This is a genomic window from Alloyangia pacifica (assembly GCF_020524285.1).
Classification (GTDB): domain Bacteria; phylum Pseudomonadota; class Alphaproteobacteria; order Rhodobacterales; family Rhodobacteraceae; genus Salipiger; species Salipiger pacificus_B.
The window spans coordinates 146,899-160,778 of sequence record NZ_JAIVKX010000005.1 but is presented as its reverse complement, the minus strand read 5'-3'; the positions used below and the strand labels follow the sequence as shown (position 1 = coordinate 160,778).

General features: G+C 70.3%; 10 protein-coding genes. 4 read left to right on the top strand and 6 right to left on the bottom strand.

The window, feature by feature from the left end:
* Nucleotides 1–246: 246 nt before the first annotated feature.
* Nucleotides 247–1,002 (bottom strand): SDR family NAD(P)-dependent oxidoreductase, encoded by a 756-nt coding sequence (locus LC039_RS09090; RefSeq protein WP_226623421.1) that lies wholly within the window; start codon nucleotides 1,000–1,002, stop codon nucleotides 247–249.
* A 118-nt stretch (nucleotides 1,003–1,120) separates the two neighbouring features.
* On the opposite strand from LC039_RS09090, the gene LC039_RS09085 reads away from it, so the two are divergent.
* Nucleotides 1,121–2,023: a LysR substrate-binding domain-containing protein gene (locus tag LC039_RS09085; RefSeq protein WP_226623420.1), complete on the top strand. Its 903-nt coding sequence runs from the start codon at nucleotides 1,121–1,123 to the stop codon at nucleotides 2,021–2,023.
* 68 nt (nucleotides 2,024–2,091) lie between these two features.
* Entirely contained in the window at nucleotides 2,092–2,427 is a 336-nt protein-coding gene (locus LC039_RS09080) for a hypothetical protein (protein ID WP_226623419.1), read from the top strand.
* An 8-nt stretch (nucleotides 2,428–2,435) separates the two neighbouring features.
* Here LC039_RS09080 and LC039_RS09075 read toward each other — a convergent pair whose 3' ends face one another.
* Complete coding sequence (locus LC039_RS09075) at nucleotides 2,436–5,144, bottom strand: S8 family serine peptidase (protein ID WP_226623418.1); 2,709 nt, start codon at nucleotides 5,142–5,144, stop codon at nucleotides 2,436–2,438.
* 428 nt (nucleotides 5,145–5,572) lie between these two features.
* Here LC039_RS09075 and LC039_RS09070 point away from each other — a divergent pair, with 428 nt between their 5' ends.
* Both LC039_RS09070 and LC039_RS09065 read left to right on the top strand, forming a co-directional pair.
* Nucleotides 5,573–6,679 carry an isochorismate synthase MenF gene (locus LC039_RS09070; protein ID WP_226623417.1) on the top strand — a complete coding sequence of 369 codons (1,107 nt, stop codon included), beginning with the start codon at nucleotides 5,573–5,575 and terminating at the stop codon, nucleotides 6,677–6,679.
* A gap of 33 nt (nucleotides 6,680–6,712) precedes the next feature.
* Nucleotides 6,713–7,378, top strand: a complete 666-nt coding sequence (locus LC039_RS09065; protein ID WP_226623416.1) for an isochorismatase family protein — start codon at nucleotides 6,713–6,715, stop codon at nucleotides 7,376–7,378.
* 13 nt (nucleotides 7,379–7,391) lie between these two features.
* On the opposite strand, the gene LC039_RS09060 is transcribed toward LC039_RS09065, so the two are convergent.
* From LC039_RS09060 to LC039_RS09045, 4 genes are all read right to left on the bottom strand, one after another.
* Nucleotides 7,392–9,179: a SulP family inorganic anion transporter gene (locus LC039_RS09060; RefSeq protein WP_226623415.1), complete on the bottom strand. Its 1,788-nt coding sequence runs from the start codon at nucleotides 9,177–9,179 to the stop codon at nucleotides 7,392–7,394.
* 4 nt (nucleotides 9,180–9,183) lie between these two features.
* The gene (locus tag LC039_RS09055; RefSeq protein WP_226623412.1) at nucleotides 9,184–10,761 is read right to left on the bottom strand and encodes a sulfatase; all 1,578 of its coding nucleotides are present in this window, start codon (nucleotides 10,759–10,761) and stop codon (nucleotides 9,184–9,186) included.
* Nucleotides 10,761–12,698, bottom strand: a complete 1,938-nt coding sequence (locus tag LC039_RS09050; RefSeq protein WP_226623409.1) for a TRAP transporter permease — start codon at nucleotides 12,696–12,698, stop codon at nucleotides 10,761–10,763. The genes LC039_RS09055 and LC039_RS09050 overlap by 1 nt, the downstream gene beginning before the upstream one ends.
* 110 nt (nucleotides 12,699–12,808) lie before the next feature.
* Nucleotides 12,809–13,819, bottom strand: a complete 1,011-nt coding sequence (locus LC039_RS09045; protein WP_226623408.1) for a TAXI family TRAP transporter solute-binding subunit — start codon at nucleotides 13,817–13,819, stop codon at nucleotides 12,809–12,811.
* Between the last annotated feature and the right edge of the window lie 61 nt (nucleotides 13,820–13,880).

Genomic DNA, 13,880 nt, shown 5'->3' with positions numbered 1-13,880 from the left:
CCACTTTGAAGCCCAATGAAACAAGGGCAAAATGACGCTACGACAAGCCAAATCTTCACACAAATTTACGAGTTGTTAACCCCGCCCGGGGTAGGTCCACAGGCAGGGACTTTCTTAATGTGAGTGGCTATTCTACCTCCCGACAAATCCCCTTGGGTCCACACCGCAGCAGGCGGTACGCCCAAGGGGAATTGAGGTCTCCTTCGTCCCGACAGGCAGCTGTCCCCGCGGGGACAGCAGCTCGGATCAGAGCCCCTGCCCGCCCGACAGCTCGACCCGCTGCGCGGTCATCCAGCCAAGCCCGCCGGTCAGCAGCGCCGCGACTCCCGCGCCGATATCGTCCGGCTCGCCAACCCGGCCAAGCGTCGTCATCCCGGCGACCTGCGCGTTCAGCTCGGCGTTGTCGCGCACGGCGCCGCCGGCGAAATCCGTGGCGATGGCGCCGGGGGCCAGGCAGTTCACCCGGATGCCGCGCGGCCCCAACTCCTGCGCGGCGTAGCGGGTGAGCACCTCGACCGCACCCTTCATCGCCGCATAGGCGGCGTGGCCCGGCAGGGTGAACCGCGCCAGCCCCGTGGAGACGAAGAGCACCGCGCCGCCCTCGGCAATCCGCGGGGACAGCGTTCGGGTCAACAGGAAGGGCGCGCGCAGGTGCACGCGGTAGAGCTGGTCGAGTTGCTCCGGCTCGGTGCCGGCGATGCTGGCATGCAGGCCGAAGCCGGCGTTGTTGACGAGGTAGTCGAAGCTGTCGCGCCCGAAGCTGGTCTGCAGCGTCTCGTCCAGCGCCGCGGCGAAGCTGGCGATGTCATCGCCGCCCGCGTCGAAGGGCAGCATCGCCGCGCGCACGCCAAGGGCTTCGATCTCGCGCCGGGTCTCGGCCGCCGCCTCGGGGGCGCTTTTGTAGGTGCCGATCACCTCGACGCCCGCGCGGGCAAGGTGCAGCGCGGCGGCGCGGCCAAGGCCGCGGCTCGCGCCGGTGATGAGGGCAATCTTGCGGGTCATCTCAGGAACTCCTGTCTCCGCGGGGCGGCATATCCGCCCCGTTCGGAGCCAGAGATAGGTTGTCAGGCTGGTTCGATAAATCGTACAGATACGCATAGCCTATCCGGATATCCGAACAATGCAGCAGATCGACCTGAACTCCCTCGCGCAGTTCGTCACCGTGGCGCGGCACCTCAACTTCCGCCGGGCGGCGGCGGAGCTGGCAATCTCGCCCTCGACCCTGAGCGAGCGCATCCGCGAGCTCGAGGCGCGGCTCGGGGTGCGCCTGCTGAACCGCAACACCCGCAGCACCTCGCTCACCGAAGAAGGCGAGCGGCTGCTGGCGCGCAGCCGCGATGCGGTTGCGGTGCTGGGGGAAGCCGCCGCCTCGGTCGGCAGTGGGCGCGATGCGCAGCTCAGCGGGCGCATCCGGATCAACGGCCCGGCGCCGGCGATCGAGCTGCGGCTGATGCCGCTGGTCACCTCGTTTCTCGCGCAGCATCCCGGCGTGCGGATCGAGGTGGTCAGCGAGGGCGACCTTGTCGACGTGGTTGCCCGCGGCTTCGACGCCGGGCTGCGCTACGACGAGGCGCTGGCGCAGGACATGGTGGCGGTGCGGGTCGGGGCCGACCAGCGCATGCTGGTCGCCGCCGCACCCGGGTATCTCGCCCAGCACGGCGCCCCGGCGCAGCCCGATGACCTCGCAGACCACGCCTGCATCACCCATGTCTTCGGCACCGGCACCACCCTGCCCTGGTCCTTCGAAAAGGACGGGCGGGCCTTCGATCTGCACCCGCAGGGGCGGCTCGCGGTGAACAGCGCCGCCGCCGGACTGGTGGCCGCCCGCGCCGGGCACGGGCTGGTCTATACCTTCGACGACTACCTGGCCGAGGATCTGAGGACCGGGCGGCTGATGACGGTGCTGGAGGACTGGACCCCGCCCTTCCCCGGCCCCTCGCTCTATTTCACCGAGCGGCGGCTGATGCCGCCCGCGCTGCGCGCCTTCGTCGACCACGTGAAGGCGCAGGCGCCGCGGGGCTGACGTGCCTTGTGCCCGCGCCGCGAGACCCTATGTTTGGGGCGTGAACCAACGATGGATCGGAGCCCGCCATGAAAAGCTTTGCTGTTGTCTTCGTGATCGGCGCGCTGCTGGTCGTCGTCGGCCTCGCCATGGTCAACCGCAGCCGCACGCCGATGGACGGCGACCAGGCCGCTGCCCCCGGAGCCCAGACCGAAGAAGCCCAAGCCGAAGACGAGCGCTATGCGATGAGCATCGGCCGCCCGGTCGAGCTGACTCAGGGCGAGTTGCAGCAGGTGCGAACGCTCGCCCCCGGCATCGACACCAGCCGGATCCGGCCGGAGCAGGTCGGGAAGATCCGCGCGATCCTGCACAGCCAGGGCAATGACGCCACCAAGCGGGGCCGCATCGAGCGCCTGGTGAACTGAGGCCCGGCTCAGCCGGTCAGCTCGTCGAACAGCGCTTTCGCGTCCAGCACGCCGTAGCCCGCCCCGACGTGGTGATGCGTGGGTGAGCCGCGCACCGTCCGGATCAGCGCCGTCTGGAACTGCACCGCGTTGAGCGGCGGCAGCCCGAGCTTGCGGCGCCGCGACATGACCAGCGCGATCGCCCCGGTCACATGCGGCGCGGCCATGCTGGTGCCGCTCATCGTCCGCGTTTCGTCATGCCCCGTGCCGCCCGATTGCACCGAGCGGACCTGGAAGCCCGGCGCGCAGAGCTCGGGCTTGCGCCGCCCGTCGCGGGTGTTGCCCCAGGAGGAACTGTCGTTGAGCCGCGAAGGCGTCTCGGAATTGCAGGCCCCGACGGTGATCACCGTGCGCGCGGTACCGGGGACGGAGAGCGTCATCTCGGGATCCTGCGTGTCGAAGCGGATGGCCCGCGCGTTGGTGCGCTCGACCCAGATGTGCACCTCGCGCGCGGCGCTGAGCATCTGGCGGCCGTGCATCTCGAGCGTCCAGCCGCCCACCTGGATCGGGTCGGGCTGCGCGCGGATCGAGATCACCAGCCGGTGCGCGCCATTGTCGGGGTGCAGTTCCTTGAGGAACAGCCTGCAGAGATTGCCGCCGAGCGTCGCCTCGATCTCCGGCGCATCGAAGGAGACGAAGTCGGTCGCCTGCCCCGCCGGGGTGATCAGCCGGAAGGCGACATCGTCCATGCCGTCGACCCAGGCCTCGAAGTAATCCGCATCCCGCACCCGCGCCGAGCTGGCCCACTTGAGCTCGGCCAGCAACCCGTCGGCGACCGAGACCTTGGCGTGGCCCGCGTTGCCACGCTCGTTGCCGGCGGATTTGACGATCACGCAGTCCGGGTCGCGCCCGCCGCCGGTGATCGCGTCGAAGGCGGCCTCGAGCGTGGTGGAGCCGTCATGCGCGCCGGCGTTCATCCCGAGGCTGACGTTGATCGCGATGGGCCGCGGGTCGGCCAGCACCGCGGTGCCGCCCTGCGCGGCCCTTCGCAGGAAGGCGAGCGCGTCGACGTGGCTCATCGAGTAGCCGATGCTGGGCGGCTCGCCGGGCCCCTGGGTGATCCCCGCCATGACGCAGAGGATCGGCGCCTCGGGCGCCATGCCCTCGGCCATCTGCCCCGCCGCGCGGCCCGCCGCGATACCGGCGACGTGGCTGCCATGCCCGGCGAGGTCGCGCAGACGCATCGGCACCTCTGCCGCGCCCGCCTCATGCGCGGCGATCATCGCGTCGATCTCGCCCGCGAGAAACAGCCGCCCGTGAGTCTGGGTGAAGGCGGGATCGGTGCCCGCCGGGGTCAGGCCGCCGCCGCTGCGCTGGTCCCAGATCGCCAGCATGCGCGTGCGGCCGTCCGGCTTGCGAAAGGCGTGATGCAGGATGTCGACGCCGGTGTCGATGAGCCCGACGATGGCCTGGTCGCCGCGCTCGTCCAGCGGCGGGCGGTGGATGTCCGCCGCGCCGACGAAGGGCACCGAGTGGTCGAGTTCCTCGATCCCCGCCTCGCGGCTGACCTCGATGGCAACCACCATGGGATCGGCCCGCAGCGCGTCGATATCCGCCGCGCTGGCGAGCGCCGTGGCAAACTGGCCGAAGCGCGAGGACACCGGCATGCCGGCGGGCGGCACCCAGGCGTCGCTGCGCAGGCGGAGCACCACGGGCTGGCGCGGCACCTGAGGCGGGGGTGCGTCGCCCTCGAGCTCCATCTCGAACATGGTCTCGAGCCCGCCCTCGGTGTCGTCCTCGCGGCCGCGCAGCAGCGCCCGCGCCCCATCGTCGAACGTGTCGTCCTCGGCCTCGGTGGCCAGCGCCCGCACCCGCATGAGCTGCACGTAGGCGTCGATCCGGTGCGCCGCGACGCCGGGGATCACCCCTTCGACCGCGACATCGGCCCCGTCCTCGGCCCGGCCCTCGAGGGACTCGAACTCCGGCCCGACGGGGGCGGCGATGCGGGCGGCCTCGGCGGCCTCCTCGATGGCGGCCTCCTCTTCAGGGCTGACCGGCGGCGGGCCGTCGCTCGCCGCCTCTTCGACCGCGCTCTCGAAGCCGTTCTCGGCCTCCAGCGCGCCGGCGAAGTTGAAATGCAGCAGGCGCCCCGTGTGCCGGTAGATCACCGGGATCCGCGCGACGATGTCGTCGGCGTTGACCACCCGCACGTAGCTGGTGCCGAAGGTCGCGCGCATGAAGCCCGCCGCCCCGTCCGACAGCATCCGCGGCTGGCCGAAGGTGACCACCCCGGCGGGCCGCCGCGCCCGGTGATGCGCCGCGGCGACCACGGCGACCGCACCGCCGAGGCTGTGCCCGGTGAACCAGAGCGTGCGCCCGCCCGCCTCCTCGACGGCGCGTGCCACGAGATGCGCCACCGAGACGTAGGCATCGAGAAATCCGCTGTGGATGGCCGCGCCGAAGGCGGCGGAATTGGCAGGCGGGATCTGCAGGTTGCTCATCCAGTCGGCGAGCCCCTGCGTGCCGCGAAAGGCGAGGACCGCCGAGCGCGGCCCCATGGCCAGCAGCCCCTCGGTGGTGCCGGCGCGGAACACCCGGCCGTGCACCCGCCAGACCTGCCCCAGCACCCGGCTGGTCTCGGCGGTGGTCTCGTAGGAGAGCTTGCAGGCGGAGGCCAGCGCATAGGCCGTCTTCCAGGAGAACCCGCGTTGCGCGACCCAGTCGTCTTGGAACCTCATGGCCTAGAAGGCGCCGTAGAGCGGAGAGGTTTCGGCGTCGCTGGACCGGTTCCGCGTCGCCGCGCGGGCCGGAAGAGAGCGGCGCACAGAAAAGTTGCGCGCCTGGCCGAGTGCTGATCGGTTCACGAAAACCCTCCCCGGAAGAAATGCATTTTCAAAAGAATGGCGCGAGCATACCACGAAAACGCACCCCAAAGAAGCGAGCCGGGATGGTTCGCGCCCGTGATCCGGTCGTTCCGTGAGCGCCTATCCGGCGCGCGCGGGCCTTGGGCAGGCGACGTCGGGCCGGTCGCGGAAGCCCTTGGAGTTGTGAATTGACACGGCTCGCGCCGCCGCGCTAGGTCGAGACCAGACGCCGCAGCGCGGCAAATTTCTCAACTCCAGCACCCACCTATCCGGCAGGCAGCTCCTAGATCAGGAATTGTTCCTTGAGCGAACTTGCGATTTCCCTTCCAGCGGGTGCGCCCTGCCTCGGGCTTCCGCTGCGTCTCGGCCCCCGCAGCGGCGTCATCGAGGACGCCAGCTCCGACACGCTCACCGCCTTCGCCGCCGGCCAGGCCATCTCGCAGCGGCTCTATGGTGCCTTCCCCTTCGAGCGCGACCTGCCGGGCTGGCTCTACACGCTCCGTCCCGCGCTGGCCGCCGCCCCGGCCGAACCGCAGGCCGATGACGCCGCCCGTCCGCTCGCGCTGCAGCGCCTGCCGTCGCAGCAGGGCTATGCCGAGGCGGTGGCCGCGACGGCGGCGCAGGTGGCCGACCCCGCGCGCCCGCTGCGCAAGGCGGTGCTGGCGCGGGCGCTGGACCTGCGGACCGACCGCGAACTCGATCCCTTCGCCGTGGCCGCGCGGCTCGGCACCGACCCGCATGTCACCGCCTATTGCCTGCCCCTGCCCGGCGCCCAGGGCGCCGCGCGCTGGCTGGTCGGCGCCACGCCCGAGCTGCTGCTGCGCAAGACCGGCGCCGCGATCCGCTCGCACCCGCTGGCCGGCTCGGCCCGGCGGCGCGAGGATGCCGCCGAGGACGCGCAGGTGAAGGCCGCGCTGCTCGGCTCCGAGAAAGACAATGTCGAGCACCGGGTGGTGGTGGAATACATCCACGATGTCCTCGCCCCCTACTGCGCGAAGCTCAGCGTCCCGGATGCGCCGCAGCTCGACCGCACCGCCAGCATGTGGCACCTCGGCACCTGCATCGACGGCGAGCTGCGCGATCCGGACACGCCCTGCCTCGAGCTGCTGGCGGCGCTGCACCCGACCCCCGCCGTCGCCGGGGCGCCGCTGCGCGAGGCGCTGCAGGCGATCACCGCCGCCGAGCCCTTCGACCGCGAGTTCTATGCCGGCACGCTCGGCTGGGTGGACGGCGCCAACGACGGCGAATGGCACGTCACCCTGCGCTGCGCGATGATCGAGGGCTGCGCGGCGCGTCTCTTTGCCGGGGCCGGGATCGTCGCCGCCTCGGACCCGCTCGAGGAGGTCGCCGAGACCCGCGCCAAGTTCCTCGCCATGCGCCGTGCGCTCGGCATCTCCGAGGGCCTCTGACCCCACACTCCCACGTTCCGCAAGAAAGCTCCCATGGCCCTTCCGAAAATACCCGACTACCCGCTGCCCACCGCCGCCGAGCTGCCGACCCCGCGCGCGCCCTTCGCGCTGGCCCCCGGCCGTGCGGCGCTGCTGGTGCATGACATGCAGCGCTACTTCTGCGCCGCCTACGGCAGCGATGCCTTCACCCGCCAGGGCAGCACGATCGCCGCCGCCGCCGCCAATATCGTGCGGCTTCTCGAGGCGGCCCGCGCCGCGGGCGTGCCGGTCTTCTACACCGCGCAGAAGGGCAACCAGTTCCGCCCCGACCGCGGGCTGCAGGCGGCACTCTGGGGGCCGGGCATGTCGGCGATCCCGGAGCATGAGGAGATCATCCCCATGCTCGCGCCGGCAGAGGGCGACATCACCCTCGTCAAGCATCGCTACAGCGCGTTCCAGCGCTCGAACCTCGCCCACCTGATGCGCGCGCGCGGGCGCGACCAGCTGATCGTCACCGGCATCTACGCCCATATCGGCTGTCTCGCGACCGCCGCCGAGGCCTTCCAGCGCGACATCGAGCCGTTCTTCGTGGGCGATGCGCTGGCCGACTTCAGCCGCGCGCAGCAGGACATGGCGCTGAGCTGGATCGCCGGCTGCTCCGGCGTGCCGGTGATCACCGAGGACGTGGTCCAGACCCTGGGCATCGCCGCGCAGGGCTGAGCCCGCGCCCCGCTCAGCCCCTCTGCTTCGGGGGGCCGGGCCGTCCGGCGCATTCGAGGAAGATGCGCTTCTCGCAGGTGGCGCAGATGCTCTCGTCGAGCTTCGGCACGATCTCGGCGATGGCGTCGCCCTTGGACAGGTGCAGCCGCTCGCGGGTCAGCGTGCGGACCACCTTGAATCGGGCCAGCTTGGTCAGCGTGCGGGGGGTCTTCACCTGCAGGTGCAGCGTGCCGCCCATGCGCTCGCGCCGCTGCGCTTCGTCGAGGATCAGGTCGGCCCCGGCAAGGTCGATGTCGCCGCCGCCCTTGACGATGAACAGCATGGTCTTCTGCAGCGGGCGCTCGCGTTCCAGCCGGCGGAACTCGCGGCGGAGAAACTCCACCGAGCCGAAGAACAGCGGCCCGTCGAGCCGGCAGACCATGAGCTGCGGGCATTCCTGCAGCCCGTTCGGCGCGGCGTGCTTGAACACCCGGCCCGGGGTTGCGGGATCGGGGGCGCCCTGCCCGAGGAACGGCCGCGCCGCACCGCGCAGGAAGAAGCCCAGCGACAGCAGCACCCCGACGTAGATCGCCGTCTCGAGGTCGACCAGCAGCACGGTGACGAAGGTGACCCCCGCGATGATCGTCTCGGTCGAGGAGGAGGTGACGAGGTGGCGGATCTCGCGGAAATCGATCAGCCGCCAGGCCACCAGCATGATCACCCCGGCGATGCCGGGGATCGGCACCACGGCAAAGGCCGGGGCGACCAGCAGCAGGATCCCGAAGAGGAAGGCCGAAGAGAAGATCGCCGAAAGCGGCGTGCGCGCGCCGGCGTCGAAGTTGATGCCGGAGCGGGTGAATGACGCCGAACTCGGGTAGCAGCGGAACAGGCTGCCGATGACGTTGGACAGGCCCTGTGCAAAGAACTCACGGTTGCCGTCGATCATCTGCCCCGAGCGCAGGGCGAGCGCGCGCGAGACCGAGAGAGCTTCCAGCAGGCCGACGATGGCGATGGCCATGGCGCCGCCGCCGAACTCGCGCAGATCGCCGAGCGAGAGCTCGGGCAGGGCCATGCTGGGCACGATCTCTCCGAGCGGGCCGATGGTGGCGATGCCCGCCTCGGCGCCGCCGAGCGCCAGGCTGAGGCCGGTGGCGACCACCAGCGCGGCGAGGTAGTTGGGCCAGAGTGGCCGCCAGAGCTTGATCGCTAGCCCGACGCCGAAGGCCGCGCCGGAGATCGCCAGCGCCCGCCAGTCCGCCGCCAGCGCGCCCTCGGGGATGGCCGAGAGGAAAGCAACGAGATCGCTGGTCGAGGGTAGCGGCACGCCCAGCACGTGGCGGATCTGGCTCAGCGCGATGAGGATCGCAGCGCCGGTGACGAAGCCGGTCATCACCGAATGCGAGACAAAATCCACCAGCGCGCCGAGCCGCGCGAGGGCAAAGGCGAGCTGGATGAGCCCGACCATCAGGCACAGGGTGATCGCGGCGGTGATGTACTCGGGCGAGCCCGGAACGTAGCGCCCGGAGAGCGTGGCGAAGAGCATGATCGACAGCGCCGTGGTCGGCCCGGAGACCGCCTGCCAGCTCGAGCCGAGCAGCGCCGCGACCAGCGTCGAGATCATCGCGGTGTAGAAGCCGTATTCCGCCGGCAATCCCGCGATGGCGGCAAAGGCCACGCCCTGCGGCAGCACCAGCGTCGCGCCGGTGAGCCCCGCCATGAGGTCCGCGCGCAGCGTGTGGCGGCTGGTCAGCCCGACCCAGTCGGGAACCAAAGCGGATGCGCGCGCCCGGAGGGCGCGCGGGGAGGTGCTTGCGTCGGCCATCGGATCAGGCGCGGGCGACCGGGGCGGGCGCGGTCTCGGTATGCGCCAGCTCGGCCTGCATCAGCTGCTCGAGAAGCCGCGCCTTAACCGGGGCCGCCTCGGGCGCGTCCCAGAGGTTCCGCAATTCGTTGGGGTCGGTCTCGAGGTCGTAGAGCTCGCCCCAGCCGAGCCCCTGGAAGACCGAGAGCCGGTAGCGCGCCTCACGCAGCGTGTGCACGTTGGGGCAGACGCCGAGCCCGTCCATCTGCGCCTGGTGGGCGTATTGGATCAGCACGCCCTCGGGGGCGCTCGCCTCGGACATCAGGTCGCGCCCCTGCATGCCCCAGGCCTGTTCGATCTTCGCCCGCTCGAGGATGGTGGCCCCGATGTCCAGCGTCTGGCCGAAGCGGTCGCTGCGGGTGCCCGTCTCGCCCTGCGGGTCGGCCCAGACGAAGGGCACGCGGGTGATCTGCTCGTATTGCTCGGAGCCCTTGAACAGCAGCCGGTGGTCGCCGAGGTGGTCGCCGTGGTCCGAGGTGAAGATGGTGACGGTCTCGCCGCCGCGTCCACTTTCGGTCAAGGCGCCCTGCACCCGGCCCACCGCGTCGTCGATCATGGTGATCATGCCGCAGGTCAGCGCCTGCGCCTCCTGCGCCTCGCGGGCCGAGCAGCCGATGGCGTTCATCCCCTTGAGGTTGGCCGTGCCCGCCTCGCGCGCGCCCAGCACGCCGGCCACATGCGGCGGCGGGGTCCAGTCGTTCGCGGTGAAGGCGGCGGGAAGCGGCATGTCGTCCGGGTCGTACATGTCCCAGTACTCGCCCGGCGGGTTGAACGGGTGGTGCGGGTCGGGCCAGCTGACCATCAGGAAGAACGGCCTGTCGCTGTCTTTTCGCGCCTCCAGCCAGGCGCAGGCGCGCTCGGCGATGTAGGAGGTGGAATAGAGCTCGGAGGGCACCGCGGTGCGCACCGCCTGCGGGCAAGTATAGTCGTGCGGCAGCTGGTTCTGCGCCCCCATCTTGTTGCCGATCTCGGGATCGCGCTCCCGCGCCCAGCGGGCGTAGTCGCCGCCGATGTGGTCGCCGTGGCCGGTCACCAGTTCCACGTGGTCGAACCCGTAGAAGGGCGTCGGCACCGCGGGGCTCTCGCCCGACCAGAAGTCCGGCTCCTCGACGTGGTAGCCCGGCGTGGCGAAATCGTTACGCACCGCCTCGCTGAGCGGGCCGTTGGCCTTGTAGTAGCCGGGGCGTGCCTCGGGCGGGGTCAGCACCGGGGCGATGCCGGTGAAGGTCTGCAGGTGGCTCTTGCCGATAAGCGCGGTGTCATAGCCCGCGTCGCGCAGCAGCTCGACGAAGGTCACGTTGCGCTGCGACAGCGGGATGCCGTTGAAGCGCACGCCGTGGCCCGCGGGCATCCGGCCGGTCATCAGGCTGGCGCGATTGGGCATGCAGACCGGGCTGGCGACGTAGAAACGGTCGAAGGCGGTGCCCTGCGCGGCCATGGCGTCGATGTTCGGGGTGCGCACGATCGGGTGGCCGTAGCAGCCGAGGAAATCGGCGCGATGCTGGTCCGTGATGAACAGGATGAAGCTGGGACGGTCGGTCATCAGAGGGCCTCGGCGGGTTGAAGTTTGCTGGTGCGACGCCAGACGGCGAGCGCGACGCCCAGACCCAGCGCGGCGGCACCGGCCAGCACGTAGGGCGACAGGAGGGTTGCGGCGCAGGCGAGGCGCAGCAGGCGCTCCCAGCCCGGCAGGCGCTGCTTGTCGAAGCCGATGAGCGCGCTCGAGGCCAGGTAGAGCGAGGCCGCCAGCGTCAGCAGCGAGAAGGCGACGAAGCCGAGCGAGGCAGCGGCGGCAGCCTCGGTGCCCAAGAGCAGCGCCGGGTTGTAGACGAAGGCGAAGGGCACGAGGAAGATCATCGCGCCGATCCGCGTCGCCTCGACCGCCGTGCCGATCGGCTTGCCCTTGGAGATCGAGGCCGCGGCATAGGCCGCGATGGCCACCGGCGGGGTGATCACCGAGGCGACCCCGAAGAAGAAGACGAACATATGGGCGGTCAGCAGCTCGACGCCGAAGCCGGTGAGCGTGGGGCCCATGACGGCGACGATGGCGATATAGGCGGGCAGCGTCGGCATGCCCATGCCCAGCACGATGCAACCGGCGGCGGCGATCAGCAGGGCGGCCATCAGCGAGCTGCTCGCGGCATTGGCCAGCAGCACGGCGAATTTGGTCGGGATGCCGGTGGCGTTCAGCGTCGAGACCACGATGCCGACCATGGCGATGGCGATGGCCAGCTGCGCGACGGTCTTGCCGCCCTCGGCCAGCGCTTCGATCAGCTTCCACGGCGCACGGCGGATCTCGGGGTTGATGAAACTCATCGGGAACAGCAGGAAGATCGCCGCGATGGAGGCCCCGGCGGGAGACAGGCCCGAGACCAGCAGCCAGACGATCAGCGCGATCGGCCCGAAGACCAGCGCGAGGTTGATCCAGTCCTGCCCGGCGGGCGGCTCGATCGCCTCGTCTTCCTCGCGCGCGGTGATGCCGAGCTTCTCGGCCTCGAAGAAGACCGCGAGGAAGAGGCTGACGTAATAGGCAATGGCGGGGATCAGCACGGCGAGGATCACCGCGAGGTAGCTGACGCCGACGATATCGGCCATGACCAGCGCGGCGGCGCCCATGATGGGCGGCAGGATCTGCCCGCCGGTGGAGGCGGCGGCCTCGACGGCGCCCGCGAAATTGCCGGAAAAGCCGCGGCGGCGGATCATCGGGATGGTGACCACGCCGGTGCCGACCACGTTGGCCACGGCGCTGCCCGAGACGGTGCCGAAGAGCGCCGAGGCGGAGATCGCCGCATAGGCCGGCCCGCCGCGGAAGCGGCGCATCAGGTGGAAGGAGATGCGGATCATCGAGCCGCCCGCGCCGCAGCCTTCGAGCACCGCGCCGAGGATGATGAAGGGCAGCACGGTTGACAGCACGATGCCCATGATATTGCCGAGGATGCCCTGGCTGGCGTCGTACCAGGTGTTCTGGGCGATGAACTCGTTCATGTCGCCGACCACGGTCTGGAAGACCCCGGGCCAGTAAGGGCCGGTGGCGAGATAGCCGAAGACCACGGCGCCGAGAATGGCGATGGGCGCGCCCCAGAGCCGCCAGCAGGCGATGATCGACAGCACGGCGGGGATCGCCGCCATCCAGGCCTCGCGGGCCGAGAAGAACATGAAGCTGTCCTTCAGGATCATCGAGACCTGGTAGTAATCCCAGGACACCCAGCTCATCAGCCCCAGCGCGATGGCGTAGCCGATCAGGTGGAAGGCGGTGAGCTTCTCGTCGCGGGTCAGGCGCAGCGCGTCCCAGATCAGGAAGCTCAGGAAGCACAGCCAGTAGAACAGCGGCCGGAACCAGTCGAGCTCGAACGGTCCGACGCGCGGCAGGACGCCGTAGGTCGGCAGAACGTTGGCGAGCCCGGCAAGGGCGATGACAAGTCCAACGGCAAGACCTGCCCAATGCAAGGCCTTCACCCTGCGTGCAATCGAAACTGTCATGAGATCTCCTCCCGGCCCGGGGCGGGCCCTTCGCCGTGGCTCGGCGGTGCCCCGGCCCTCGCGCGGGCCGGGGAAGGTTCGTCAGGTCCGGCGCAGCGCCGGGTTCCGGATCACTCCGCTTTCAGCGCGTCCGGAATGGTGATGCCCTGTTCCTCGTAGTAGCGCGCGGCGCCGGGGTGGACCGGCATGTTGGCGCCCGCGAAGGGATCGTCGGTGTTGATCCGCGACAGCAGCGCGTTGGCCGACTTCATGGCATCGAGGTTGTCGAAGAAGGACTTGGTCAGCGCGTAGGCCGCCTCGTCCGACAGATCCTTGTTGGCGCCCATCATCATCACGGTGACCATGATGTTCTGATCGGCGTCGCCATTGGCCTGCCCCTGGTAGGTGCCGGCCGGCACAACATCGGTGCGCACGGCTTGGTCCACGAGGTAATCGGCCCAGCCGTCGCCCGCCACGATGTCATCGGCCACGCCGAGCACCCGGATCTCGCGCTGCAGGCTCAGTTCCTGCACCGATTGCTGACCCACGGCCGCGGACATGATGTACATGTCGAACTGGCCGTCCTGGAACGCCTGGCTCGAGGCTTCCCACGGCAGGCGGATGCCCTCGTAGTCGGTGCCGTCCTCGAAGCCGCCGCTGGCCTCGCGCACCATGCCGCGGGCCTGGTTGGCCGCCGCACCGGCGGGCGGACCGACGTAGACGCGCTTGCCCTTGATATCCTCCCAGCTCTCGATGCCGCTGTCGGCCCAGACGATGGGATGGAACGAGCCACCCGGGAAGGTGAACAGCATGCGCATGTTGCCGGCAAAGACCTGCGCCTGCTTGGCGGTCTTCTCGTAGGGGCCGACGCCGCGCGACATGGCGCCATAGGCGGGCGGCGGCACCACCGCGAGATCGAGCTGGCCCGCACCGACCTTCATCGCCGAGCGGGTCAGCGCCTGCCCGAGCGAGACCTGCAGATCATAGCCCGCACCGGCGGTGAACTGCGCCCAGGTCTGCGGCACGATGCCGGTGAGCGAGGCGCTACCGCCGCCCTCGATGCCCAGCGTCTCGGCGCTGGCGGGCAGGCTGGCGCCCGCCAGGACCGCTGCCACGGTCATGAATTTCAGGGTCTTGAACATCCGCTCTCCTCCGGTTCGGATTTCTCCTCTGGGACGGGAGAATATATCATGCACGCGGGAA